24 protein-coding genes and 1 pseudogene are annotated in these 25,823 nt (G+C 31.6%); all 25 read right to left on the bottom strand.

The window, feature by feature from the left end:
* Positions 1-63 precede the first annotated feature (63 nt).
* Positions 64-465 (bottom strand): WxcM-like domain-containing protein, encoded by a 402-nt coding sequence (locus H6W52_RS19195; RefSeq protein ID WP_116099020.1) that lies wholly within the window; start codon positions 463-465, stop codon positions 64-66.
* Positions 466-474: 9 nt separating this feature from the next.
* Positions 475-1,509 carry a polysaccharide biosynthesis protein gene (locus tag H6W52_RS19190; protein WP_116099021.1) on the bottom strand — a complete coding sequence of 345 codons (1,035 nt, stop codon included), beginning with the start codon at positions 1,507-1,509 and terminating at the stop codon, positions 475-477.
* Positions 1,510-1,520: 11 nt separating this feature from the next.
* Positions 1,521-2,534, bottom strand: coding sequence for a glycosyltransferase (locus H6W52_RS19185; protein WP_116099022.1), 1,014 nt, complete (start codon positions 2,532-2,534; stop codon positions 1,521-1,523).
* Positions 2,531-3,559: a glycosyltransferase gene (locus H6W52_RS19180; protein WP_157967262.1), complete on the bottom strand. Its 1,029-nt coding sequence runs from the start codon at positions 3,557-3,559 to the stop codon at positions 2,531-2,533. The genes H6W52_RS19185 and H6W52_RS19180 overlap by 4 nt, the downstream gene beginning before the upstream one ends.
* Before the next feature lie 39 nt (positions 3,560-3,598).
* Positions 3,599-4,117: an acyltransferase gene (locus H6W52_RS19175; RefSeq protein ID WP_116099024.1), complete on the bottom strand. Its 519-nt coding sequence runs from the start codon at positions 4,115-4,117 to the stop codon at positions 3,599-3,601.
* A gap of 45 nt (positions 4,118-4,162) precedes the next feature.
* The gene (locus H6W52_RS19170) at positions 4,163-5,155 is read right to left on the bottom strand and encodes a glycosyltransferase family 4 protein (protein ID WP_116099025.1); all 993 of its coding nucleotides are present in this window, start codon (positions 5,153-5,155) and stop codon (positions 4,163-4,165) included.
* A 6-nt stretch (positions 5,156-5,161) separates the two neighbouring features.
* On the bottom strand, positions 5,162-6,235 hold the full coding sequence (locus H6W52_RS19165) for an EpsG family protein (RefSeq protein ID WP_116099026.1): 1,074 nt from the start codon (positions 6,233-6,235) through the stop codon (positions 5,162-5,164).
* Between the two features lie 14 nt (positions 6,236-6,249).
* The gene (locus H6W52_RS19160) at positions 6,250-7,410 is read right to left on the bottom strand and encodes a hypothetical protein (protein WP_185216900.1); all 1,161 of its coding nucleotides are present in this window, start codon (positions 7,408-7,410) and stop codon (positions 6,250-6,252) included.
* A gap of 296 nt (positions 7,411-7,706) precedes the next feature.
* Positions 7,707-8,612, bottom strand: a complete 906-nt coding sequence (locus H6W52_RS19155) for a glycosyltransferase family 2 protein (RefSeq protein WP_116099028.1) — start codon at positions 8,610-8,612, stop codon at positions 7,707-7,709.
* 153 nt (positions 8,613-8,765) lie between these two features.
* A pseudogene (locus H6W52_RS21470) lies at positions 8,766-8,895 on the bottom strand (acyltransferase); the annotation flags it as partial.
* Between the two features lie 371 nt (positions 8,896-9,266).
* Entirely contained in the window at positions 9,267-10,511 is a 1,245-nt protein-coding gene (locus tag H6W52_RS19145; RefSeq protein WP_116099030.1) for a glycosyltransferase, read from the bottom strand.
* A complete protein-coding gene (gene glf, locus H6W52_RS19140) occupies positions 10,511-11,614 on the bottom strand; it encodes a UDP-galactopyranose mutase (RefSeq protein WP_116099031.1) in 1,104 nt (367 codons plus the stop codon). Before glf ends, H6W52_RS19145 begins: the two co-directional genes overlap by 1 nt.
* A 4-nt stretch (positions 11,615-11,618) precedes the next feature.
* Positions 11,619-12,926 carry a flippase gene (locus H6W52_RS19135; protein WP_116099032.1) on the bottom strand — a complete coding sequence of 436 codons (1,308 nt, stop codon included), beginning with the start codon at positions 12,924-12,926 and terminating at the stop codon, positions 11,619-11,621.
* Positions 12,927-12,997: 71 nt separating this feature from the next.
* Positions 12,998-14,299, bottom strand: a complete 1,302-nt coding sequence (locus H6W52_RS19130) for a nucleotide sugar dehydrogenase (protein ID WP_116099033.1) — start codon at positions 14,297-14,299, stop codon at positions 12,998-13,000.
* Positions 14,286-16,670 (bottom strand): GumC family protein, encoded by a 2,385-nt coding sequence (locus H6W52_RS19125; RefSeq protein ID WP_372487801.1) that lies wholly within the window; start codon positions 16,668-16,670, stop codon positions 14,286-14,288. The genes H6W52_RS19130 and H6W52_RS19125 overlap by 14 nt, the downstream gene beginning before the upstream one ends.
* Before the next feature lie 2 nt (positions 16,671-16,672).
* Entirely contained in the window at positions 16,673-17,494 is an 822-nt protein-coding gene (locus H6W52_RS19120; protein WP_228423055.1) for a polysaccharide biosynthesis/export family protein, read from the bottom strand.
* Positions 17,495-17,530: 36 nt separating this feature from the next.
* Complete coding sequence (locus H6W52_RS19115; RefSeq protein ID WP_087709354.1) at positions 17,531-19,456, bottom strand: polysaccharide biosynthesis protein; 1,926 nt, start codon at positions 19,454-19,456, stop codon at positions 17,531-17,533.
* Between the two features lie 114 nt (positions 19,457-19,570).
* Positions 19,571-20,665, bottom strand: a complete 1,095-nt coding sequence (locus tag H6W52_RS19110; RefSeq protein WP_116099034.1) for a DegT/DnrJ/EryC1/StrS family aminotransferase — start codon at positions 20,663-20,665, stop codon at positions 19,571-19,573.
* Between the two features lie 55 nt (positions 20,666-20,720).
* The gene (locus H6W52_RS19105) at positions 20,721-21,185 is read right to left on the bottom strand and encodes a regulatory protein RecX (RefSeq protein WP_185117456.1); all 465 of its coding nucleotides are present in this window, start codon (positions 21,183-21,185) and stop codon (positions 20,721-20,723) included.
* A gap of 62 nt (positions 21,186-21,247) precedes the next feature.
* Positions 21,248-22,513: a serine hydroxymethyltransferase gene (gene glyA, locus H6W52_RS19100; protein ID WP_076395652.1), complete on the bottom strand. Its 1,266-nt coding sequence runs from the start codon at positions 22,511-22,513 to the stop codon at positions 21,248-21,250.
* Between the two features lie 107 nt (positions 22,514-22,620).
* Positions 22,621-23,643: an ACR3 family arsenite efflux transporter gene (gene arsB / locus H6W52_RS19095; RefSeq protein WP_116099035.1), complete on the bottom strand. Its 1,023-nt coding sequence runs from the start codon at positions 23,641-23,643 to the stop codon at positions 22,621-22,623.
* The gene (locus tag H6W52_RS19090; RefSeq protein ID WP_116099036.1) at positions 23,640-24,254 is read right to left on the bottom strand and encodes a low molecular weight phosphatase family protein; all 615 of its coding nucleotides are present in this window, start codon (positions 24,252-24,254) and stop codon (positions 23,640-23,642) included. Before H6W52_RS19090 ends, arsB begins: the two co-directional genes overlap by 4 nt.
* Before the next feature lie 14 nt (positions 24,255-24,268).
* Positions 24,269-24,739 (bottom strand): DUF6428 family protein, encoded by a 471-nt coding sequence (locus H6W52_RS19085; RefSeq protein WP_116099037.1) that lies wholly within the window; start codon positions 24,737-24,739, stop codon positions 24,269-24,271.
* A gap of 85 nt (positions 24,740-24,824) precedes the next feature.
* Positions 24,825-25,151, bottom strand: a complete 327-nt coding sequence (locus H6W52_RS19080; protein WP_116099038.1) for an ArsR/SmtB family transcription factor — start codon at positions 25,149-25,151, stop codon at positions 24,825-24,827.
* Positions 25,152-25,290: 139 nt separating this feature from the next.
* On the bottom strand, positions 25,291-25,608 hold the full coding sequence (locus H6W52_RS19075) for a hypothetical protein (RefSeq protein WP_116099039.1): 318 nt from the start codon (positions 25,606-25,608) through the stop codon (positions 25,291-25,293).
* Positions 25,609-25,823: the final 215 nt, after the last annotated feature.

The following is a 25,823-nucleotide window of genomic DNA, read 5'->3' as shown; positions in this document are numbered from 1 at the left end:
TTTTCTCTCTCGTTTCATAGGTTAAAATTAAGGTTTTATGCTTAACTTTAACTGGACGCTAAATTAGTACATCCAATGATCATCTTCTATTTCTCCCAAAGCATAATCTGCCATTACCAATAATTTTGATCCTTCTACTTTGGATTGAATAGCACTTGCATATCCTTGTGGAATATGAAGAATATCCAACTGATCTGCATTAAGTTCAAATTCTAAAATTTCTGAATCTTTTGATGGCATTTCCCAATGATCAATTTTTATTAATCGTATGATAAAGATTCCCTGTAATGCCGAGAACCATCGCTGTTCAGTTTTGTGACCTGTCCAGCCTCTTATAAAATCTGTATCTTTATTTTCGATACAGTATATTCTTTTAATTGCCGAAACATCAAAGGTATTGTTAAAAAACAAATTGCCTCTTTCGTCAGAATATTTTCCTCCTTTTATAATTGCAGGAATCACCATAATAAAAAATTAATCAGGATATTGCATTATATCTTCTCCTAAAACCTCTTTTCTGATTAAGGGAAGTTTTAATAACAGCTTTTTCATTCCTTCAACATCTTCCTGTTTTGTATTGTGAGAGTGATAATCTTCTATTTTGGAAATATCTTCCACTCCTTCTGAAAAATACTGTGCATAGTTGAGATCTCTGTTATCGGCAGGAATTCTGTAAAAATCGCCCATATCTTCTGCTTTCAGCATCTCTTCACGCGTACAAAGAGTTTCGTATAGTTTTTCACCGTGTCTCGTTCCGATTACTTTTACCGGATTATCGGCTTTAAACATTTCTTTCAAAGCCTGAGCAAGATCTCCGATAGTTCCTGCAGGAGCTTTATTAACAAAAAGGTCTCCTGAATTTCCGTGTTCGAAAGCAAAAAGAACTAAATCTACCGCTTCCTCTAACGACATTAAGAATCTTGTCATACTCGGATCTGTAATGGTAATGGATTCGCCATTTTTAATCTGTTTTACAAATAACGGAATTACCGATCCTCTGGAAGCCATTACGTTTCCATATCTTGTAAGGCAAACTGTTGTGTTTTCCAGATTACGTGATGCGGCAACGGCTACTTTTTCCATCATTGCTTTGGAAATTCCCATTGCATTGATAGGGTATGCAGCTTTGTCTGTACTTAGACAGATTACTTTTTTCACATTATTTTTTGCAGCGGCATCAATTACGTTTTGAGTTCCTTCTACATTGGTTTTTACGGCCTGCATCGGGAAAAATTCGCAGGAAGGAACCTGCTTTAAAGCTGCGGCATGAAATACATAGTCTACTCCTCTCATTGCAGGTTCTACACTTCTGTAATCTCTTACATCTCCGATATAGAATTTCAGTTTATCGCTTTTAAACTGGTTTCTCATATCATCCTGCTTTTTCTCGTCACGGGAAAAAATACGGATTTCTCTGAAGTGGTCTGTATTGATGAATTTTCTTAAAACAGCGGTTCCGAATGAACCTGTTCCACCTGTGATAAGAAGGACTTTATTCTGTATTTCCATAATTTATATTTTTAATGAAGTAAAGAAATTAATGTGTTGATTTCATTCTTTACTTTAGACTCTGAGTTTATTGTATTTTTTTGCAAAGATAGTGATAATGCTTCAGTAATAGAATCTACTTCCAAAGGATTAAAAACCAGACTTGGTTTGCAGACTGCATAGGTATAAGGTAAATCTGCACCAATAATCTTACAGCCGTTTTCTATAGCTTCCACTAAGCCTAAACCGAAGCTTTCTGCAAATGAAGGAAAAATAAGGTACTCATGAGACTCATAGATCTTTTTCAGATCATCACGTTTGATAAATCCTAAATTTTTAATTGGATACCCTAAGTTCTGTTTGTCTTTTACCAAATTAAGTACTTCGTTAAATTCCTCAGAAACCGTAACTGTAAGACTACCCTTTTTATAAGTATCGTAAAAAAGACAAAAAGCATCAATTAATTTTACATGATTCTTATGAATGGATGCATTACTTACATAGATGTATGTATTTTCTTTTCTTTCAACCGTTTCATTACTATTTTTAAATGGTGGATAAAAGGGCATCAAAAGAACTTTTTCACCGTCTATCTTATACTTATTCTTAAAGCCAGACTGAATCAGTTCAGATTGAACAAGCCAGAAATCTGTATTCTTTTTAATTGAATTTAAAATTTTAGTTTTAATCCAGAATTTTATACGGTCTTTCAGAGGCATATTCTTGGGGAGCTCTAAGAATAAAGGCTGATGAAAATAAGTATAGACGGTAGCATTTTTTATTTTTATGTTTGGAGGTAGATTTCCAAAGCATAGTATTTTTGAAAATTTAGCTTTATTTTCTAAATAGAATTGTTTTCTTTTGCTGAAGCTTGATTCTAAAAAACGCTTTTGGCTTTTGGGGTTAATAGGATGATATGTGTTCTCAATTCTTTTATCAAAGAGATAAAAGATTTCAATATCCAGTTTATTTAACTCTTGGATTAAGTAATCCAAAAGCACTTTTCCTCCGCCATTGTTTATATATAATGCATCTATAAGTATCATGAAATTACCTGTAATAAATTAGCGATTGATGTGTCGTGGGTTATAGAATTACCCAAAGTTCTGCTATTGTAAGAAAAATTGAGAAGTTCTTCATCTGTTTTACTGATGAGCTTTTCTATAGCATTTTTTAATAAAGCTGTATCAGGTTTTACCTTATACCCATTATAATTATTAATTACGAAATGAGGAGATGCACCGCAAACATCCGTACAAATGATAGGTAACCCCGCTGAAGCTGCTTCGTGTATGACTAATGCCCACGGTTCAAAAGTAGATGGTAAAATAAAAGCTCCGGAATTTTGCATTTCAAGCAATAAATTTTCCTGGCTCATATAATCTTTTACTATGATATCATTATGCTTGCTAATTTCGTCTTTCATATCTCCTCTGCCTACAAGAACTAAGTTCCATTGTTTTTTATCTTGAATATCTTTCCAGGCGTTTAACAATTCTTTTATTCCTTTTTCTTCTGAGAATCTACCGATAAACAGTAAATTTTTAGGATAACTCTTCTTTTTTTCTTCAATATTGACTCTATTGAAAAGTTCGACATCGGCACTTAATGAATTGAGAAGTATTTTGTTATTATCGAAGCCTAACTTTCGTGCATATTCGTATTGATAATAACCGGCAACCCATAAATGAGTGAAAGCTTTTGAAAGGTGAAACGGACTGATCGCACTATTAATCTTTTGAGTAATTTTTCCATACCATGGTGTATCTGATTGTGCAACTACAGGTATTTTTCCTTCTTTTGTAATCTGTTTACAAATCCAAATAAATTCCTTAATCATCCAACCGGCGGTAACAATAATATCCGGTTGAAAGTCTTTTATTTTTTTTAAAATGTCTTCTTTAGTAAACTGATTATATTGATGTGTTTCAAAATTTTTTATTTCAGGAATAGTTTTATCAAAAAGAGCAACGTGAAATGCTAAAACTTCACCGTCTGTTTTTTCAACTAATTTTTTTATTGTATTTTCCTGATGAGGAACATAGTCAATAATTAAGAAAACTGCTTTCATTTTACTGCAATTTTGTTTAAAGGTTTTCATTACTTAAAATTACTTAACGTGTTTGATAAATTTCGCAGGTATTCCTGCATAAACAGAATTCTCTAATAAATCTTTATTAACCAATGCTTTAGCAGCAACAATTGTTTTAGAGCCTACCTTAACACCGGGTAAGATAGTAGAATCTGCACATATCCAACATCCATTTTCTATAATAATATCATAACTTATTCCTTCTCCAGCTACATTTTCAGAATTAATATCTATAATATGAGTACCGGTTCCTATGTATACTCTTGGAGCAATATCTATATTACTTCCAATTGTAATTTTCGCGTTTGGATTTTGCTTTGATTTTGAACTGACAATTAATGTACTAATCCCGATCCATACATTATCTCCAATTTCAAGATCGCCATCTCCTAAAATTTTTACCGAAGAGCAAATTCTGACATTATTTCCAATTTTTGCACCAGCTAATCTAAGTATTTTATTTTTAAGACTAAACAAACTTGTTTCAGGTAAAAAAAGTCTTAATATATTATATATATATAAAATTTTAGTGTTCATTTTCTATTTTTAAGCTTGTTGATCTTTGCATAGATAAGAGAAAGACTATTTTTGATCTAGGATCATTTTATAGTAATTGATGTATTGTTCTGCTATTACTTCGGGATGGTATTTAACAACATTTTGTTGTCCTAATTCTAACAATTTATTTTTTAATTCCGAATCGGAAATTATATTGTTAATGGCTTTTCTTATTTCTTCCACTGAGTTTGGATTTACAAGTACAGCACCGTCTCCGGCAACTTCTTTCATCGGACTAATATTGGATGTAATTACACAGCACTTCATCTCCTGCGCTTCTAATATAGGCAATCCAAAACCTTCATACAATGAAGGGAAACATAAGATATCTGAATCTTTATAAGCTTGAATTAATTCCTCTTCGCTCGCTCTTTCAAAATTAATGTAATCAATATTGTTATCTTGTAAAAATTTTATTCTTTCGGGAGATAGCAAACCAATAATAATTATTTTAACATCAATACCAATAATAGCCTGTAAAATTCTGTCAAGATTTTTTTTAGGATAATATCCGACTGCCAGAATTACTGGTTTGGAATTAACCGGTTTTTCGAAATCCTGATAGGGTATGGTAAGACAATTGGGTATTACCGTTATTTTACTTTCTGCCCAGGGAAACAATGCTACTAATTCCTTTTTCGTTTTTTCAGAAATTACCGTTACATATTTTAATTTTTTCAATGGTAAATAAAACCATAGAAGCTTAAAAAAATATTTCTTTATCCCTCTCAGTTCCGAAATATTTCCGGCATCGTGTATGGTAAGAACTGTATTCTTTCTTTTCAGTAAAAAAACAGACCAGTGTATAGCTCCCGTAATATGATTTATTTCACTTTGATTTTTTTTAAAAAAAAGATTGGTTTTTATAAATCCCAACAATGAAAAATTAGGATTTACTTCATAAATATTTTTTGTATCAATCCCTCTTTTTATCATCTCAATATCAAGTATGGAAAATAGTTTTTCTATACTTAAGAATTTTGGGTTGGGGAATCTTTGAAAAAAAGTGACTTTCATATGATTTTAAAAAGAAAAGAATAAAGTTTTGAACGGAACAAAAGGAGTTGGATCAGAAAAAACATATTTGATAAATTCTAAACCTGCAAACAGAAGTAAAAAAATTAAATAAAGATTTTTCTTCCCCATTTTATTCATAACCGGAATAAGCCAAACATATAAAATAACTTCTAAAATTATAAAATATACCGAAACTCTGGAACTCATGTATTCTAACTTTCCAAAAAAGAATACATAGGCGGCCAATGAAAAAAATAGGGTATTTAATAATAATTGATAATAAGATTTATGTTGTAAAAAATTTTTATACCGAATCATAAGAAATATCGGTAAACCTCTTCTTATAATTCCAAGTACAAACATATAATAATTTGATTGCATTTTTGCAAAGCCTATATTATATCCTTTAATAATATATGATATTTTTTCAGGAGCAAAATTACTAATTACAAAATTAAAAATTGTAAAATTAAGACCCGTAATATTAAATAACAATAAAGCAAACAGGGTAACAATCCAAATTTTATCGTTTATTTTTCTATCTAAAAAAAGCAAAAAAACATAGATAAATGCAGAATAGTGAAAAAAAGTAGCAATTAAAATAAAAACCAGATATGATATTTTCTTTTCCTTTAAAAAATAAATATATGCAAAAAAACCAATTGCAATTGCTAAAAGCTGTCGGTTACTCCCAAAAAGTCCAACTGTACAGGCAAATACAAGTAATAATCCAGTTATTGGGTATTTAGTAATTTTATTTAAAGAAAAATAATATAAGCTATAAATGACAGAATAATAAAAAAACAAAAAAAACGGATAGCTGAAATTCAGAATATTTCTGAAAAAATATACTAAATATTTGTACAAAAATTCATAACGATATCTTGTATCATTTAACTTAAAAAACTGGTAATGATTATAGGTATTCCAAAAGTCCATTCCGGAATCGAACTTGATAGATTCCAATAAGACAATAAAAAAAAGCGATAATATAAATAATGCCTGATGAAAATTATTTTTTCTCTGGTGCTCGATTACTGTAAATAATAAGATCAATAAAAATAAAATAATTATCATCATTGTTTTTAAGATAATTATTTACTGATAACTTTTTTGAAAAAGATTTTTGAAAAGAAATAGTATACAAAAATCATTTGAAATAAAGTGGCAATAAAGAAATACACATCCTGCTCTATAATAATACTTTTTATCAAAACCTGAGAGTAAAATATGAAATAAAACATACTGCCCTTAAATGGAAGAAACTGTATGATGTTTAATACAATAGAAAGAATAGCAATATGTAAAAAAACAAAAATTAACCCACCTTCCAGATATGCCCATCCATATACGGTTGGTGTAGGCGAATTTCTAACTCCCCTTACGATCATTTGTTGAAGATGTGCTCCATTTTCTTCGGCAGGCTTTGAAGGTATAATAATTCTGGGAACCATACTTACAGGCAAATAAACAAAACGCTCCATATTTTTATAAAAATTCCAATCCGGCTCCTTTTCAACTGAAAATAATAAATAAGAAAACATGGATATCCTGTCTGAGTAACTGTTTGTATTTTCATTTAAGCTGCCTGAAAAATCAATATTTATTGTTTTTACCGCCGCAATCTGCATCGCTGTTACCTTAGAATTAGTGTTTGTCAAAGCTTCACGATAATTACTATTAAAAGGATATAAAATAATTAAAAATAAAGCTAACGGTATAATTACCTTAAGAGGAATACCTCTTCCTGAGGCTAAAAATGGTATTAAAAATAATACTATCCCGAAAATTAATATTCCTTTCATCCCTGCAACCAAACCAAAAATTATATAAAGTATATTATACAACTTAAAGCTATTCGTAAATAATTTTGAATTATTGCCCGACATGAATTTTATAATAACATACGTAAAATAAAAAAGAGGAGAGAAATAATTGATGATCTGAATTAAGAATGAATAAGAACCGGATGCTGCCTCTCCGTCGGCTCCGTACCCAATCAAACCTGTTAACAATAAGAAATAGGATAAAATCATAGAAATAATAGACAAATAAATGAATATTTTCTCATTTCTCAAGACATAGGTACTATCCAACTTCAAACTTGCCGTATTCTTTACATTTTTAAAATTAATAACTAAAAAAAGTAAATCAATAATGTTTATTGTAAGAAGCCCAACAAATATGACGACCAAAGTATCATATATATATGAAATATTTACGTAAACTTCTCCATAAATCCCTACATCCTTCAAGTAAAATTTATCTGAAACGAGATAATAATTTAAGATCAAGTATAGGAATGTTGAAAATTTAACCCAGTCCGTCAGTCTCGGTCTTCCAAACTTATACCATGATAAGGTAAATGGAACCAGTGAAAGGATACTGCTAAAAAAAGCAATAATTAATTCAAAAAAAACCTCTCTATTTTTCACTACTTCATAGAGATATATAGATCTGACTATGATGATCAGAAAAATAAATATATTTAACAGTATAAAGTTTGTTTTGCTTAATTTGAATTTTATCACTTTAAGATTGTAAAAATTTATTAATATTTACTATTGGCAACACGCTTATTAGAAAAATAAGATTTTATATTTTCTTTTATAAAGATCATGTTTTCATGCCTAGTATAATTTGAATTAAATAATCTTATCAAATTAAAAAATACGTCTACAAAAACATATAAAATATAACTGCTGAAGTTCCTCCTAAAATACAAATTTTTACTTCTTTGTACTATAACTCTTTTTGAATTGGCAATTACCTTATTAAAACTAGCACCTTCTAAATGTATGATCGAAGTATTATTGTAAATATAATTTTTACATTTACGTTTTGAAATTCTCTTTTGCATATCCGTTTCTTCGAAATACATAAAAAAGAGAGGACTAAAGCCGGAAACCGAGTCAAAAAGAGTCTTTCTTAGCAACATATCGGCTCCTGTAACTTTTTCAATCATCTGATATTCTTTGTTCTCATCAATAATAAATTCAGCATTTTTAAATTTGAAATATGAAGAAAACATTAAAAGATATTCGCTGAAAGGTGTCGGAAAATATCCACCAGAATGTGCGACTTCGTGTTTTGCATCAATCAATTTACAGCCTAAGACTCCTATTTTTAATTTATTCTCATTTTCGTAAAAGAAATCACACATTTTTTTTATGGAATTTTCAATTAAGATAGTATCTGAGTTCAATAAAAAAAGAAGTTCTCCCTTGGCTTTTTCAGCCCCCAAATTATTAGCTCTTCCAAAGCCCAAATTCTCATTAGAATAAATATAACAGATCTCTTTTCTGTTTTCAAAATATTCTTTTGATCCATCTGCAGATGCATTATCCACTAAGATAATTTCATATTCTACGTCCTTTGTTTGAGATATAATAGATGCTATACAATTCTCCGTTATATCTTTCGTATTATAATTTACAATGATTATAGAGACTTGCATATCAATTTTTACTCTTTATTTTTTCTAAAACTTGTTGGTCTATCTTTTTATAAAAAGTATCCATATTCTGTTTAATAAAATCTATATTAAAGTCTATTAAGTTGACATTCATTCTAGACTCTATTAGTTCTTCAGGAATTCTCCATTTAATAAATTTTGCAGGATTTCCACCTACAACTGAAAAAGGTGCCACATTTTTAGTGACAACACTTCCTGCAGCAACTATTGCTCCTTTTCCGATTGTAACTCCAGACATTACAATTACATTTGTACCGATCCAAACTTCATCTTCTATTACTATTTCTCCTCTTGTTGTGGCATCCTGCAAAGGGCTTAATTTATCAAAAAAAGTTTTTAACGGAAAAGTAGTAAATGTATCTACCTGATGATTTCCCCCCAGAATAAAAACTACATCAGAAGCAATACTCACGAAGTTGCCTATTGATAATTTCTCATTAGGATTCTCAAAAGATTGAAAATTTATTTTACCATAGGTGTATTTTCCAACCTTTATTTTATTAATATCTTTAATATTATTACCAAGTGCGGTGTAATTATGTTTATTATTCAGCCGCCAACGAACAGAAGCTATTTTTAATGAAATCCAGTTAAAGAATTCAATTCGTAATGCATTTATTAACTTGAGAAATACTATCATACAATTTGTTTATAGATATTCATAAGTTCATCCATATGCTCTGATGCCGTTTTTGTACCTTTAATATTATTAATAACTCTGTTATATAAATTATATACATCGTCAGAATTCATTAGCTGTAAAGCAGAGTTAATTCCATCCTCATTGGGCTCAAAAAGAAAACCATTATTGTTGGTAACAAAATCAGGAATACCTCCCATCTTGGTACCAACTATAGGAATACCTGCATTCAAAAATTCAAATACAACCTGAGGGGCATTATCTTCCCAGATGGATAATACTAAACCTACATCAATTTTCTTTAAAATATCTACTAAATCACTGTGCTGATATCTGCCGTGATAAAATACGTGAGGCATTGTCTGTATTTTTTTTAATACATAATCCTCTATTCCACCATAAATATGAAATTCATGATTGCTATTTTCTGCTAACTTTAAAAACAGATCGGCTCCTTTATGAAAGTGTAAATTACCAATAAAACCAAATTTAATTTTTTGGTTTTTTTCTTTTTTCTCTCTTGTTGTGAAATTTTTTCTGAAACTTTCATCAGCAGTATAATTACCTATGTGGTTTACTACAAATAAATCATTTTCATATCCATTTTCCTGATAAATTTCTTTAACTCTGTGGGAAACAGCAATCAGTGCATCAACATTTTTGAATAATTTTCTACCTTCCAAAAACCTTTCATGATGACCACTGGAATTAGCTATTTTTTTTACTTTAAGCAGTTTCAGACCTTTTCTTATACCCCCTCCAATATATTTCTGATCAAGTGTTTCTTCGTATGAAATACAAGAATTACATTTTAAATTTTCTTTACTATTTGTACACAATTTTCCATCTTTATCCAGCAGGATAATTCTATTGCACACATAAGAATAATCATGAAGAGAAATAATAACCTTCGCATATTTTTTTAAAACTTCCAAAACCTTTAACGGAAGATCAATCATCATATGAACATGAATAATATCCGGAGAAAGATCTTTAACAACATTTTCCACAACATGTACATCTTCATTAGTAATAACACTGCTTAGATGAAAAGGTCTTAATTTTGGATCAATACTAAGAGTTTTAAAGTTATAGTTTTTTTCTTCTTTATTATCTTCTGAATACAATACTGTTACATCAAGACCGTTATCTGCCATTGTACTGGAAATATTTCTTACATAGTTTGTTATCCCTCCATTAAAAGAAATATCAAAACCTGTACAAATTTGAAGAACTTTCATTATTTTAAATTTTTTATTAAATCTAAAGCTTCACCTATTACATGATGCATATCCATATATCTATAGGTCGCTAATCTTCCCACAAAATAAATTTTATCCATTTTCTTAACCTCTTCTTCATACAATGCAAGTTTTTCCATATCCTCCGTTAATCTTTTCGGATAGTAAGGAATATCTGCTTCTTCAGTTTCTTTACTGAATTCTTTAAAGTAAGTTGTTTTTTCATGTTCTTCCCAAGGAGTAAAATGCTTATGCTCGTGTACTCTGGTAAATGGAACTTCAGGATCTGCATAATTTATTACAGGATTACCCTGATAATCTCCTTCAGCTACAGCTCTTTCAAAGTATACCGTTCTGTACGATAGTCTTCCGTATTTATAATCAAAAAAAGCATCTATAGGTCCGGAATAGAAAACTTTTTCATATTCTGAAAGATCCCATGAAGAATCAAACTTCGTATTAAGCTTAACTTCGATATTGTCAGCAGAAAGCATCTTCTCGAAAATTGCCGTATATCCATCTCTGGGAATACCCTGATAAGGATTTGCATAATAATTATCATTATAATTAAATCTTACAGGTAATCTTTTCAGAATACTTGCCGGTAATTCTGTAGGTTCACATCCCCACTGCTTTTTTGTATAACCATAAAAGAAAGCTTTATAAAGATCTTCCCCGATAAACTTCATGGCTTGCTCTTCGAAATTTTGGGGTTCTTCAATATCTTTTTTTGCAATAGATTCTATAAATACTTTTGCCTCATCCGGACGCATTGTTTTATTAAAAAACTGGTTTATGGTATGCAGATTAATAGGCATAGAATATACGTTCCCTTTATAAATTGATTTTACACGATTTACAAACGGAACCATTTCACAAAAATTTTGGATGTAATCCCAAACTTCTTTATTGTCTGTATTAAAAATATGCGGACCGTATTTGTGTACCATTACATTGGTTTCCGAATCTCTCTCTGTATAGCAGTTTCCTCCTATATGATCACGCTCATCTATTACAGTGATATGATTTTCAGGATTCTTACTCAGTTGTTCTGCAATAACAGCTCCGGAAAATCCAGATCCAATGATTAGATATTTTTTCATTTTATTATTCGTTTCTATTTTTTAATGTCAAGAAAATTTGTTTTGGGCTGAAATAATCCGCTTTAAAAATACCTATTTTTTCTTTTTTCAATGCAAGATACATTAAAAAGGTTACTAGGCACTCTATAATTACACAATTCCAGGCCGTTCCTATATATCCCCAATATTTACTCATAAATATATTCAGTATAAGACCTGCAATGCTCGCTATGAAAGTTGTTCTGAAGAACATTTTATCCAAACCTAAATTTAACATAAGCTGTATGCCGAAAATATTTGAAAGACCAACGATAAATGGTATAAAAGAGATAATTTTTAAAACATTAATAGAATTATCAAATTGATGCCCATAAATAAGCCTAACCAAAAATGGCGCAAATAAAAGAAGTGCAACAGATGCAAAAAAAGTAAGATAAAAAACTATTGGAACAATTTTTTTTATCAGAGTTATTCCATGATCTCTTGATATAGAGAATGCTTTTCCAATAAAAGGATAAAGTGCTGTAGAAATTGGAATCATAAGCATTGAATTAACTATATTAAGGAAATTCTGGCTTGTTGTATAGTAACCAACTTCTTTAATATCAGCAAAAAAACCTAAAACTACAGTATTGGTAGAAGTATATAGACTAATCACAATGGTGGAAAAGAAGATCATTCTTTCATCAAAAATAAGTTTGAATGATTTTCTGAAAGATACCAATCTATACTTAATTTGAAATTTTCTGATAGCGTACAGAAAAAGAAATACATTCGTCGATATCAAAAAAATTGTTGAGAGCAGAGGAATCCAATAATAATCTGAACTATGCTTAATCAAAATAAAAACTAATGCTGTATTTATAAGTCCCTTAACAAAATTAAGCTTAGCGAAAATTTCCAGTTCCTGTAATCCCTGAAAGATATATTGAGGAGAAATTACTGTAGATATACAGCCTATAAATAGTATTACCGCAACTGAAAGATCTTTTTGTATAGGAGTAAAAAAATAAAGGGAACTGGCAAATAAAATGCAGGATACTGCATATAAAATTATTCTTGATGTAAATACTTCAGAGACAATTTCGTTAATATATTCTTTATTATTAGAATTCTGTGATATCCTTCTGGTAGCAGTTAAATCAAAACCATAAGCAATAAGAAGCGTGAAATATCCAATAAATGCCATCGCATAGTTGATAATTCCATATCCGTCCGGGCCAATTATCCTGGATACATATGGCACAGTGATCAATGGAAATATATAATTAACTATCTGAATAATTCCCAAAGAAGCTATATTTCTTACTAGCTTTTTTTTTTCAAGCATCATTATCTTTATTTAGATATTCTAATTCAATCTCTACTATATATAGTGATTCTTACATGTAGATTCAATATATTTTATAATCGGGCATCTGCTAAATCTCTATCTAAAAATGCTTTCACATCAAATAATATAGAACTATCAGCTTTTAATGAAGCAATATTGAGCAATTTAAATTCATTATGTGAAACTGCCAAAACAACAACCTCATATTTTTTATCCTTGATGATATTTTCAAGAGCTTCAATATTATATTCAGATTTCACTTCTTCTTTATCTGCCCATGGATCATAAACATCCACATTAATACCATATTGTTTAAGCTCGGAATAGATGTTTACAACTTTTGTATTTCTGATATCCGGGCAATTTTCTTTAAAAGTAATTCCTAAAATTAAAGCATTTGCATCTTTAACCTGAATACCTTTTTGAATCATTAACTTAACAACTTTTCCTGCAATAAATTCAGGCATCATATCGTTTACTCTTCTGCCGCTTAAAATTACCTGTGGATGATAGCCAAGCTGTCCTGCTTTATGAGCCAAATAATAAGGATCTACAGAAATACAGTGTCCTCCTACTAACCCGGGACGATATTTTAAAAAATTAAACTTTGTACCGGCAGCATCTAAAACATCATGAGTATCTATACCAATTCTGTCGAATATTAATGCTAACTCGTTTACAAAGGAAATATTTACATCCCGCTGAGCATTTTCAATTGCTTTTGAAGCTTCTGCGACCTTAATACTTGGCGCTTTATGGGTTCCTGCTTTAATTATTAGTTGATACAAATTATCTATATCTTCAGCAATTTCCGGTGTAGAACCTGAGGTAACTTTTTTAATCGTCACTAAAGTATTTATCTTATCTCCGGGAACAATTCTTTCAGGTGAATAACCTACAAAAAAATCATCATTTAGTCTTAATCCAGATTCTTTTTCTAATACCGGAATACATTCTTCTTCTGTACATCCAGGATATACAGTAGATTCATAAATCACGATATCATCTTTCTTAAGAATTCTTCCTAACATTTCACTTGCTTTTATCAGCAAGGTAAGGTCGGGAGAATTAAATCGATCTATCGGTGTAGGAACGGTTACGATATATACATTTGCTTCTGAGATTTCTTCAAGAGAATAAGAGGGAAGATATCCTTTTTTAAAATTGGTTTCAGAAGCAGTTCGCAAAAGTTCTTTAATTTCCTGAGAATCGGCTTCTAACGTATGGTCTTCACCATTTTTCAGTTCTTCAATTCTAAGCTTATTAATATCAAAACCATAAACAGGTAAGTGTTTTGAAAATTCCAAAGCTAAAGGAAGTCCAACATAACCCTGACCGATTACAGCAATTTTATAGTTTTTATTTGTTTTCATCATTTTTAGTAAAAATACTTTTTACCTTATCGAAAAAGTTTCTGTCATCTGTTGCTGTATATCCATATCCATACTTATTTCCATAAGCAAAGTATTCTTTATTTACATCATTTAATACAAATGCAACATTTTTAATTTTATGTCCTTCTACTTGTTTGTTAGCAAAATCGATTAGAGATTTTTCAGTATGTCTTGATCTTGTTACGTACAAAGTAACATCTGCCATATTTGCAATCAGTAAAGTATCTGTTACCAACATTAAAGGTGCAGTATCTATAATGATATAATCATATGTACCCTGAAGATCGGCAAGAAGGTCTTCATATCTGCCATTAGACAATAATTCTGTCGGGTTTGGAGGAATACTTCCGGAGAAGATCACATCCAAATAAGGATTAAAAGCACTTTGGTGAACAATATCTTCTACGGAAACCTGATCATCATAAAGAAACTCAGTTAATCCGGCTAAACCTTTTCTTGCTGTATTATATCTTTGCAGCTGCGGGTTTCTTATATCTGAACCAATGATGATGATCTTCTTCTTCGGAGTTGCCATGGTTAAAGCAAGATTTACCGATACGTGTGTCTTACCTTCACCTTTAACCGTAGAAGTTACAAATACAGTTCTTCCTTTTTTAATATTTTTAGGAAACATGAAATTCATGTTTGTAATTAAAATTCTGAAAGATTCTGCCATTGGAGAAAGATCATTCATTTTAACCAATTCATCCTGACCTCTTTCCATGCTTGGAATTTCTCCTATGATTGGTTTTCTTTTCGTTAATTTTTCAAGATCATGCTTTGTTTTTACCTTATCATTGAATAATTGTTGAAGATAAATAATAGCGATTGGAATCAAAAAGCCTATTAAAAATCCGGAAAGTAAAATTACCATTCCTCTAGGCGCAACTTTCATTCCTACAAAAGCTTTGTCAACAACTCTTGCCTTAGGTGCAGTAACCGCCATTGATATAGCTGTTTCTTCTCTTTTCTGTAATAAGAGAAGATATAATGATTCTTTTATCTGCTGCTGTCTTTCTATACTTCTAAAGAGTTTTTCCTGAACCGGTACTTTAGCAATTTTACCAGAGATACTGTTTTGTTCGGATGATAATCCGCTTTTAGCTAATTGAAGTCCTGTTTTATTTTTCTGTAAACTTTGAATAACAGAATTTCTAATGTTATTGATTTGTTTTGTAATATCAACAACCAGGGGGTTTTCAGGTGTTGCACTTTGAAGAAGTTTATTTCTTTGCAATACCAATTGATTATATGAAGAAATATTGGTAGTTGCACTAGGATTGTTTAAACCTAGATTACCTGGTAATGTCTGATAAGAATTCTGATTACTCACATAACCTAACAAAGCATCTGTAAGTTCAAGCTGCGCATTAATTTCCAGCTCTTTACTTTTGGCTTCTGCATTTGTTTCTAAACCTAATTTAACCTCTGTTTCTATATCGGATATTTGGTTACTTTGCTTAAATCTTTCCTTTTGATTTTCAACTTCACCCAAATCTTTGCCCACCTGCTCTATTCTTTCACTAATAAATTTAGCTGTATTTCTAAATTCTGTATTTTTATCTTCAATTGCATCCTCATTGTATACCTGAACTAATTTATTGATCATCGTTTTCGCTTTATCAACATCTGCATAATTCATAGCAAGCTTGATAACAGTAGCGTCTTTATTTACAAGCGATACATTTAAAGCAGCTTGATAATCATCAGTTCTGGAATCTATGGTAGAAATATCTAATATAATCTCATCTAATCTCTTATCTTTTTTATAATTCTCATTTTTAAGAATCATTATATTAGCAAAAGGTAGACTAATAACCTTATTAAAGGTAGCATTAATTGTAGGTAAACTCTCAGAATAAAGTTTTAGTTGATTTCCGTTAATTTTTAAATTTACAAGTCTTGAAACTTTTCCTTTTATATCTTTTTCTTGTAAAACTCTAACCTTTATCGGCGATGATTCACCGTAAATTTCATGTTTCAAATCTCCGTTGTAAATATTGGTTTCAAGGCCAAGACTTTTTACAACTTCGCGTACAAGTTTTTTAGACTTGAAAATTTCCATTTCATTTTCAACTCCATTACTCCCTATTTTACCAATACCGGAGATATCCCTTAAAACAGCAAAATCCTGTGTTCCTACATTATTTGATTTTGAGTCTTTAATAAGTACTGTTGAAGCGACTTCAAAAATTGGAACTTGTCTTTTAAGATATAAGTATGCAAGAGCTAGTGATATTATAACACTAGCAGCAAGCCAAATCCAACGCTTTAAATAAGGTTGGATTATATCTCTAACATTAAATTCTGTATCAATTTCTGTTGAATTAATATTTTGTTGTTCCATCATTTTTATTTCTTAAATAGACCTATCACAACTGCAATTGCTGTTACACCGATAGAAATTGCAGATAAAATAAGAGGTGTATTCGGATTCTGTTTTGAGATTACATCTTTTGTATTGTTCGCAGATACAATTATAGCATCACCCTGTTTTAGATTATAGTAAGGAGAATTAATAAGATTGGCATCCTGCACATTTACTCTTCCATGAGTAATTTGTCCATTTTCTGTTCTTATTATCAGGATATCATCTCTCCTTCCATAGGTAGTGAGATCTCCAGCCATTGCTAAGGCATTTAGAATAGTTGCCTGTCCGTTTGTTACAATATAATCGCCTTGCCTGTTTACTTCGCCTAAAATTGAAATTTTAAAGTTGGTAAGTCTTACAGATACCGTAGGATTAATAACAAATTCTTTCATTCTGTTACTTAATTCCTCTTTGAACTGGACTAAGGTTTTGTTTGTTGTATTGAGTTTTCCCAAAATTGGAAAATCTATATCTCCATTTGAATCTACAATATAAGTTGGTCCTGAAATAGTTGTTGATCCTTGACCAGGAGTATTTCCACCTGCAAATGTATTATTCTGAACAAATTCTGAAGATGAGAAATTTTGATTAAATGGTTTAACAACATCTAAATCTTTAGCCGTAATAAGAATAACAAGCTGATCTCCCGATTGAATTGTATTTTGAGAATTTTTAGCAGAAGCTTCTATGGCAACATTTTCTATATTCTGCATATAATTCAGATCGTTGTGTGCGTTGGGATTTGTTTTGCACGAAACTAATGTAACTGCCAGTAATACAGCCAGTATTTTACCTTTCATCATATTTTAAAATTGTACAAATATACATTTATTATTTTTCTATTTATCCAGTATTTCATAAATAGAATTGTTACTTCTAAATTCAGGAACTATAGTTTTCAAAATTCTTACGACTTCTACCTTATCTCTTTTGATAGCAGCTTTGGTAACCAGATTAACCATAGATTCAATTTCAGAAAATACCATACTCGGATCTTTTGAGATCATAATCTTTTCGTTATGAGTCGGCAATGTTTTTGCATCATCACTCAAAAGCTCTTCATATAACTTTTCTCCCGGTCTTAAACCTGTATAAATAATTTTAATATCAATATTAGGCTCAAATCCTGATAATTTTATCATTCTTCTCGCGAGATCCAAAATTTTTACGGGTTCTCCCATATCGAAAACGAAAATTTCCCCGCCGTGTCCCATGGTTCCGGCCTGAAGAACAAGTTCACAAGCCTCCGGAATCGTCATAAAATATCTTACAATATCAGGATGCGTAATCGTAACGGGACCTCCTGCTTCAATTTGCTTTTTAAAATGAGGAATTACCGATCCGTTAGATCCTAAAACGTTTCCGAATCTTGTTGTAATAAATTTGGTTTTGTTTCCTTCCACATTTTGTAAAGACTGAACAAATAATTCCGCAGCTCTTTTTGAAGCTCCCATCACGTTGGTAGGATTTACAGCTTTATCTGTTGATACCATTACAAACCTGTTCACATTATACTTACTGGAAAGTGTTGCAATGATTCTTGAACCTAATACATTCACTATAATACCTTCGTGTGGATTTTCTTCAACCAATGGCACGTGTTTATATGCCGCAGCATGATAAACCATAGAAAAATTATAGGTTTGGAACAATGGTTCTATTCTATGCTTATTGGAAACATCCGCCAATACAAATTTAAAGGTGATATGAGGAAATTTTTCTCTCATTTCAAGCTCTATATCATACAGAGGTGTTTCAGCCTGATCTAATACAACGATAAGAGAAGGATTAAATTGTGCAACCTGTCTGACAATTTCGCTCCCAATAGAACCTGCACCTCCGGTTACTAAAATTGTCTTGTTAAAATGTCTGCTTCGCACATCTTCACTTTCAATTTTAATTGGTTTTCTGTTCAACAAATCTTCGATCTGAAGATTTCTGATGGAACCTCCAAGATCACTGTCTCTAAGTTTCTGAACGGAAGGAGCTTTAAAGATGTTGAAATCTTTTTCAAGAAATAAATTTACCCAGGAATTCATTTCATCTTTAGACATCATTTCTTTTATAATGATGACTCCGTCTACTAAAAGTTCTTCTTTCGAATGTTTTTCAATTTTTTCCTTTGAAAGGATTGGCTTTCCTAACAACGATGCTCTTTTAGAATCTGTTCTCTGGGTTAAAAAACCTACAACATGATAAGGAAGACTTGGATTGTCTAAAATAGCTCTCGCAATGGCGATAGACTGCTCATCGATTCCTAAAACAAGAATTCTCTTCTTAAGTGTACTTCTTCTGTATTCTCTTACGATATGAAAAAATTCTTTTACATATAATCTGAAAAGAAATAATCCCATAAACGAGATGATGAAATATAAAATAAGATAAGGCGTTAAAATAAATTTTCCGCCGGTGATCCAGAAATAAAAGATATTAATTGTAGCTACTGTAACCATTGTACAGAAGCAGGACGTCAAAAGTTTAAAAAGATCTGTAAAAGTAGAATGCCTTATAATTCCTGCATATGTTTTAAAAACATACATGAATAAGGCGTTGATAACGATAATAGATAAAAATACAAGACTTTTATCATCATAGATAAATTCACGCTGGGTAATTTTTTCTATAATATAGGTAGATAAAAACAACGATACTACCAGAATAATAATATCAATTATTAATATTATCCATCTGGGCAAATATCTTACATCAGAGAGACTGACAACATTATCTCCTCCAAAAACTTTCTTTCTAAGAGAATCGTACATTGTCTATATTTGTGTTCATGTATTTCAAAATTTAATATCGGGCAAAAAACAAACCCATTTATTTTCGTGTAAAATTACAATAAAATTTCATCGATTTTTGAATTAATAACAAATTTAATTTCTGTAATTATATAATGTTCTGGTAATTCTCTCTTTACACTTTTCTGTAATATTACTTCCCGAAGGAAGGCACAAACCTTTATCAAAAAAAGTACCAGAAATATTGTTTCCAAAAAAAACACACTCTTTATATAATGGCTGCAAGTGCATCGGTTTCCACAAGTATCTGGTTTCTATATTATTCTCAGAAAATATATTTCTCAATTTTTCTTTATTCCAATATAAATCATCAATTAAAATCACATTTAACCAATAATTTGAATAAAATTTTTCAGAAGGCTCAGAAAATAAATTCAGATCATCAAAATGATTAAATAAATCCTGATAGAAAATATGGTTTTCTCTTCTGGACTGTATTCTTTTTTCAAGAACCTCCATTTGTCCTCTTCCTATTCCTGCATGTATATTGCTGATCCGATAATTATAGCCTACTTCAGAATGACTGTAAAAATCCTTATTTTCCTTTGCCTGTGTTGCAAGATAAAGAGCTCTGTCTTTAGCAGATTTATTCTTTGAAACAAGAATGCCTCCTCCAGAAGTCGTAATAATTTTATTTCCATTGAAACTTATAATAGATAAATCGCCAAAAGTTCCACATGCCTGATTGTTATATTTACTTCCTAAAGCTTCTGCACTATCTTCAATGAGAGGAATATCATATTTTCTTGAAATTTCCAGAATTTCATCCACCATAAAGGGCATTCCATAAAGACTTACTGCAATAATTGCCTTGGGCTTTTTTCCTTTCTTCAAACAATATTTTACAGCATCTTCCAATGCATTAGGGCAAATATTCAAAGTAGAAGGTTCACTGTCTACAAGAACCGGAATGGCATTTAAATATACAACAGGATTTACAGATGCCACAAAAGTAAAAGACTGGCAGATTACAAAATCTCCCTTTTCCACATTTAATAATCGTAAAGCTAAGTGAATGGCAGCAGTTCCGGATGAAAGAGCAGTTACACAGGTATTTTCTCCCAAATATTCTTCGAGATCCTTTTCAAAAACATCTATATTGTTTCCCAACTGAGATATCCAGTTGGTATCGAATGCTTCATGTATATATTTCAGCTCCGTCCCTCCCATATGTGGTGGTGAAAGCCAGATTCTTTCTTCTTTCAAAATAAAACAATTTTATCATTTATGCGGCTCCAAAATTATCAATAATTTTCTCATATTCAAAGCCTCTGCTTATTAAATATTTGATTGTTTTTGCTTTTCTTTGATAATCCTTCAATCCACTCTGCTTATCATAGTAATCCTGATAAATTTTACGGATCGTTTTTTCATAATCATCCTCATGAATTTCATCAAAACATATACTGATTAATTTATCGGAAATCTGTTTTTGTTTCAGATGAATTTTAATTTTCGTCTTTCCCCAATGTTTGATGTAAAACTTACCCCTGATGTAGCTTCGCGTAAACCGTTCTTCATTCAGATAGTTTTCTTTCATCAGATAAAGCATAATTTCTTCCTTCGCTTCATCAATTAAAAGAAATTCTCTCATTTTCTGCTCAACTTCTGCATGACAGCGATCCTGATACACACAATAGTTTACCAGTTTCAGTTTAATCTCATCAAAAGTGAAAGACTTCTTCTCCATATATTTTTTACACAAAAAAGAATGAGCAAGAGCCCATTCTTTATTATTTATTTCTTTGAAAATTAATAGTTGAATAAAGCTTTACCTTCCATTAATTCATTTACTTTTTTTCTTACCGAAGAAATTACTTCTTCATTTTTGATGTTATCTACCACATCAGAAATTAATCCTGCAATAGTATCCATATCATTCTCCTTCAGACCTCTTGTCGTAATAGCAGCCGTTCCTAATCTGATTCCTGAAGTGGTGAATGGTGATTTATCATCAAAAGGAACCATATTTTTGTTACAGGTAATGTCTGCAAGAACCAAAGCTTTCTCTGTTTCTTTACCGTTTACATTTTTATTTCTAAGATCTACCAACATTAAGTGGTTGTCTGTTCCACCGCTTACAATATCAAACCCTCTGTCGATCATTGCTTTTGCCAAAGCCTGTGCATTAGCCTGAACCTGCTTCGCGTATGTTAAGAACTGATCGTCCAAAGCTTCTCCGAAAGCAACTGCTTTACCCGCAATAACGTGTTCCAGCGGACCTCCCTGAATTCCCGGGAAAACAGCTCCGTCCAGAACCTGACTCATCATCTTAGTTTCTCCTTTTGGCGTTTTATGACCATAAGTATTTTCGAAATCCTTCCCCATCATGATCATCCCTCCTCTTGGTCCTCTCAACGTTTTGTGAGTGGTTGTGGTTACTACATGACAGTGTTCAAAAGGATTATTTAAAAGACCTTTTGCCACCAAACCGGCAGGATGAGCAATATCTGCCCAAAGTGTAGCTCCGATCTCGTCTGCAACTTCTCTGAATTTTGCATAATCCAGATCTCTTGAATATGCAGAGAAACCGGCAATAAGCATTTTAGGTTTTTCTCTTAAAGCCACTTCTCTCATCTGATCGTAATCAATAAGACCTGTTTCTTTCTGAACTCCGTAAGAAACCACATCATACTGAATTCCTGAGAAATTAACCGAAGAACCATGCGTAAGGTGACCTCCCATGGAAAGATCCATCCCCATTATTTTATCTCCGGGTTTCAAAACTGCCAAGTAAACTGCCGCATTCGCCTGAGATCCGGAATGGGGCTGAACATTTGCATACTCTACACCGAAAAGCTCTTTAGCTCTGCTGATTGCAAGAGTTTCAACCTCGTCTACGACTTCACAACCTCCGTAATATCTTTTTCCGGGATATCCTTCAGCATATTTATTAGTCAATACGCTTCCCATAGCTTTCATTACATTATCAGAAACAAAGTTTTCCGATGCAATCATCTCAATGCCATGAGTTTGTCTTTGTCTTTCTTTTTCAATCAGGTCGAAAATAATGTCCATTTTACTTTTAGTTTTAGAAATTTTTCATGCCAAAAGTACGAAATTTTCACCGAGATTTCAGCATCCGGAATAATGATTTTAAAACTGATTTTCAACTATAGATTACTCTATTTATGTTTTAAATATAAACTTGCCTTCACCAGAAGAATAAGAACCGGAACTTCTACCAAAGGACCGATAACTCCTACAAAAGCCTGTGCAGAATGAATTCCGAAAACAGCAATACTTACTGCGATAGCCAGTTCGAAATTATTTCCGGTAGCTGTAAAAGCAATTGCAACATTCTTATCATAAGGAACTTTCATCATTTTATTCATCAGAAAACTGATAAAAAACATAATAATAAAGTAAAAAATCAGCGGAACCGCCACTTTCACCACATCCATCGGAAGCTCCAGAATCTGATCCCCTTTAAGACTGAACATCAGCACAATCGTAAATAACAAAGCATACAAAGTAATCGGAGAAATTGCCGGAATAAATTTTCTGTTGTACCAGTCTTTTCCTTTAAATGTTATAAGAAGATAGCGAGATAAAAATCCGGCCAGAAACGGAATTCCAAGATAGATCAGTACACTTTCCGTGACTTCACGCATTGGTACGGAAATACTGAAATTTCCAAGACCTAATTTCTGAGGAAGCACATTAATGAAAAGCCACGCAAAAAAACTGTAGGAAAAAATCTGAAAAACACTGTTCAATGCCACCAAAAGAGCAGCATATTCGCGATTTCCTCTTGCGAGATCGTTCCAGACAATTACCATGGCAATGCATCTTGCCAAACCAATCAGGATAAGACCGATCATGTAATCCGGTTCGTTTTTAAGAAAAATTACCGCAAGAACAAACATTAAAACAGGTCCCACAATCCAGTTTAAAAACAGAGAAACTGAGATTACTTTTTTATCTTTAAAAGCCTGTGGAAGGAGACTGTAATCTACTTTTGCCAAAGGAGGATACATCATGAGAATTAATCCGACAGCCAAAGGAATATTTGTAGTTCCCGAAGAAACAGATTGCGTAACCCGGGAAATTTCAGGAAAAAAGTAACCCAAAGAAACGCCGACAATCATTGCCAGAAAGATCCAGAGCGTTAAATATCTGTCTAAAAACTTTAATTTAGGATTCATCTACAATCTATTTGAGAAAATACATAAAACATTTCTGAAGCAATCTCCAGACTTCTTTTTTCATACACCTCAGTTTGTTGGGGAGTGTTATCCGAAACTTTAGGATCTTCGAAAGTAAGCGGAACTCTTTTTTCGGCTCCGGGAATAAACGGGCAGCCTTCATCGGCAGAAGAACAGGTCATTACAGCGGCAAAACTACGTTCAGGATTAAACGGATCATCGTATTTTTTGGAAAAACCAATCAAAGGCAATGTATTTTCATCAAATTTTATGGCATATACAGGATTTTTAGTTTCACTTAATTTCCAGACCTCAAAACCTGCATCAGATAAAGTTTCTGCAATTTTCGGAAACAGTTCGGTAACTTCCGTTCCTCCCGAATAACATTGTACATTCGGGATTTCATAATAATGTGCTGCAACCTGTGCCCAAATCTGCGACAAATGGCTTCTGCGCGAATTGTGTGTACAGATAAAATTGAGGCGCACTTCTTTATTCTCTCCCGTTTTTTGCTGAATATAGTCAGTGAGACTTTTTAAAACCACTTTTCGCTCTTCGCTGATTTTTTGCTGAAGAACTTTTTCTAGGTAAACAGATAATTTCGGATTCATACAGTTACTTTAAATTAACAGCATCCCGAGTTCGGAGCGCATTGAGATGTTTTATGACCAAGCTCTTTCAGACTTAATTTTTCCTTTTCCTGCGGAATTCCACATGAATCCTGCGCAAGACAGGCGGTCTTTTTATTTTTAAGGATAAAATGTTTTCCGTTAAATTCAAGGTCATACTTACCAATCGTTGTATCCTGATATTCCACTTCAATCTCTGAATCTCTAATTCCCAGTTTCTCTTCCGAAAGCTGAATAATATGAAGAAGTTTCCCCGGCTTCAGACGATGCTCATCATCTTCTGCATTCCAAAGCTGAAAATTAACTTTCTCTTCTTTTCTGATGGTTCCACCACAATCGATAAAATTTTTGCTTACCATCCCTATTTCTGTTACATGAAAATGTTCCGGTACAAAAGTTCCGTTTTCCAACTGAAATTCAACATTATCCAACGTTGGAAGGATATTTTTGATCTGTTCAAGTGTCATATTTTTCTTTTTAATTGTTTAAAAAATTATAATTAATTATATATTATAATATCGCAATATTACGATAATTGAAGGCAAAAAAATTTTAACAGCATTTTTGCTTTTTAACAGTAGAAATTACTTTTGAAAAAAATACATTCAGTACCACAAATGCATTCTCATCAATACAGTAACAGATAGAATTTCCTTCAATATTTCCTTTGATGAGTCCGGCATTTTTTAATTCCTTCAGATGTTGGGAAACTGTAGGCTGTGCCAAAGGAAGCTCATTGACAATATCTCCGCAGATGCACTCATTTACCTTCAGCAAATATTCAATGATAGCGATTCTCGCAGGATGCCCTAAAGCTTTTGCAATGGTAGCAATTCTGTTTTGTTCATCTGTAAAAAAATCTGTTTTTGTAGCTCCCATATTTAAACTATATCGCAATATTACGATAAATAATTTTCATTGACAATATTTTTAAAAAAAATTCTAAAAATCTGAGAAGAATTATTAATTATATGAGACTTATTTGATATTCTAAAAGTCATAAGGCTTTGTAATGAAATCAATGAAAGCTAAATCCATAACGAAGAATTTCATCTTGTACTCGAATTATTTTTTGAGACCAATAAATGACTCTTTCCATCTTATCAGGAAAATCCTTTTCAGATGAATTCTGATAAACACTCTGATAATTCTTATACATTTCCAACCTATCCATTAAATATTCTTCATAATCTTTCAGATTTTGTAGAATATAACCTGGCCCTTCACAGCCACAAGAATGGAAAACTTTTCCGATTCTGTAAAGGCTTTCAACAATTTTCCATTGTTTAGAAGCGCTTTTCTTTGGTGCTTTAAAATCCAGACCTAAATCTGCCATCAAACTTGAACATTCAGGACATTTTATCACGCGGTTTTCTATTTCTGAAATTACTTTTTCTAACTGATCTTGGTCTTTTTTTACAAAAATTGACGAGACATTTCGAATATTGAATCCATTAATCTTATGAAAATTTTTGGTATTGTTAAATTAAAATATATTTCATAAATTAGTATTATGAAATGTTATAAATGTCAATCATTAGATAAAGTAAA

The organism is Chryseobacterium sp. C2(2020), assembly GCF_014218915.1.
Taxonomy (GTDB): Bacteria; Bacteroidota; Bacteroidia; order Flavobacteriales; family Weeksellaceae; genus Chryseobacterium; species Chryseobacterium mucoviscidosis.
The sequence above is the reverse complement of the archived record's forward strand: the minus strand, read 5'-3'. Positions and strand labels throughout refer to the sequence as shown.

What these genes read in the sequence shown, in the direction of transcription:
- H6W52_RS19195 (WP_116099020.1), bottom strand. Translation starts at nt 465, where the DNA reads ATGGTGATTCCTGCAATTATAAAAGGAGGAAAATATTCTGACGAAAGA.
- H6W52_RS19190 (WP_116099021.1), bottom strand. Translation starts at nt 1,509, where the DNA reads ATGGAAATACAGAATAAAGTCCTTCTTATCACAGGTGGAACAGGTTCA.
- H6W52_RS19185 (WP_116099022.1), bottom strand. Translation starts at nt 2,534, where the DNA reads ATGATACTTATAGATGCATTATATATAAACAATGGCGGAGGAAAAGTG.
- H6W52_RS19180 (WP_157967262.1), bottom strand. Translation starts at nt 3,559, where the DNA reads ATGAAAGCAGTTTTCTTAATTATTGACTATGTTCCTCATCAGGAAAAT.
- H6W52_RS19175 (WP_116099024.1), bottom strand. Translation starts at nt 4,117, where the DNA reads ATGAACACTAAAATTTTATATATATATAATATATTAAGACTTTTTTTA.
- H6W52_RS19170 (WP_116099025.1), bottom strand. Translation starts at nt 5,155, where the DNA reads ATGAAAGTCACTTTTTTTCAAAGATTCCCCAACCCAAAATTCTTAAGT.
- H6W52_RS19165 (WP_116099026.1), bottom strand. Translation starts at nt 6,235, where the DNA reads ATGATGATAATTATTTTATTTTTATTGATCTTATTATTTACAGTAATC.
- H6W52_RS19155 (WP_116099028.1), bottom strand. Translation starts at nt 8,612, where the DNA reads ATGCAAGTCTCTATAATCATTGTAAATTATAATACGAAAGATATAACG.
- H6W52_RS19145 (WP_116099030.1), bottom strand. Translation starts at nt 10,511, where the DNA reads ATGAAAGTTCTTCAAATTTGTACAGGTTTTGATATTTCTTTTAATGGA.
- glf (WP_116099031.1), bottom strand. Translation starts at nt 11,614, where the DNA reads ATGAAAAAATATCTAATCATTGGATCTGGATTTTCCGGAGCTGTTATT.
- H6W52_RS19135 (WP_116099032.1), bottom strand. Translation starts at nt 12,926, where the DNA reads ATGATGCTTGAAAAAAAAAAGCTAGTAAGAAATATAGCTTCTTTGGGA.
- H6W52_RS19130 (WP_116099033.1), bottom strand. Translation starts at nt 14,299, where the DNA reads ATGAAAACAAATAAAAACTATAAAATTGCTGTAATCGGTCAGGGTTAT.
- H6W52_RS19125 (WP_372487801.1), bottom strand. Translation starts at nt 16,670, where the DNA reads ATGATGGAACAACAAAATATTAATTCAACAGAAATTGATACAGAATTT.
- H6W52_RS19120 (WP_228423055.1), bottom strand. Translation starts at nt 17,494, where the DNA reads ATGATGAAAGGTAAAATACTGGCTGTATTACTGGCAGTTACATTAGTT.
- H6W52_RS19115 (WP_087709354.1), bottom strand. Translation starts at nt 19,456, where the DNA reads ATGTACGATTCTCTTAGAAAGAAAGTTTTTGGAGGAGATAATGTTGTC.
- H6W52_RS19110 (WP_116099034.1), bottom strand. Translation starts at nt 20,665, where the DNA reads ATGGGAGGGACGGAGCTGAAATATATACATGAAGCATTCGATACCAAC.
- H6W52_RS19105 (WP_185117456.1), bottom strand. Translation starts at nt 21,185, where the DNA reads ATGGAGAAGAAGTCTTTCACTTTTGATGAGATTAAACTGAAACTGGTA.
- glyA (WP_076395652.1), bottom strand. Translation starts at nt 22,513, where the DNA reads ATGGACATTATTTTCGACCTGATTGAAAAAGAAAGACAAAGACAAACT.
- arsB (WP_116099035.1), bottom strand. Translation starts at nt 23,643, where the DNA reads ATGAATCCTAAATTAAAGTTTTTAGACAGATATTTAACGCTCTGGATC.
- H6W52_RS19090 (WP_116099036.1), bottom strand. Translation starts at nt 24,254, where the DNA reads ATGAATCCGAAATTATCTGTTTACCTAGAAAAAGTTCTTCAGCAAAAA.
- H6W52_RS19085 (WP_116099037.1), bottom strand. Translation starts at nt 24,739, where the DNA reads ATGACACTTGAACAGATCAAAAATATCCTTCCAACGTTGGATAATGTT.
- H6W52_RS19080 (WP_116099038.1), bottom strand. Translation starts at nt 25,151, where the DNA reads ATGGGAGCTACAAAAACAGATTTTTTTACAGATGAACAAAACAGAATT.
- H6W52_RS19075 (WP_116099039.1), bottom strand. Translation starts at nt 25,608, where the DNA reads ATGGCAGATTTAGGTCTGGATTTTAAAGCACCAAAGAAAAGCGCTTCT.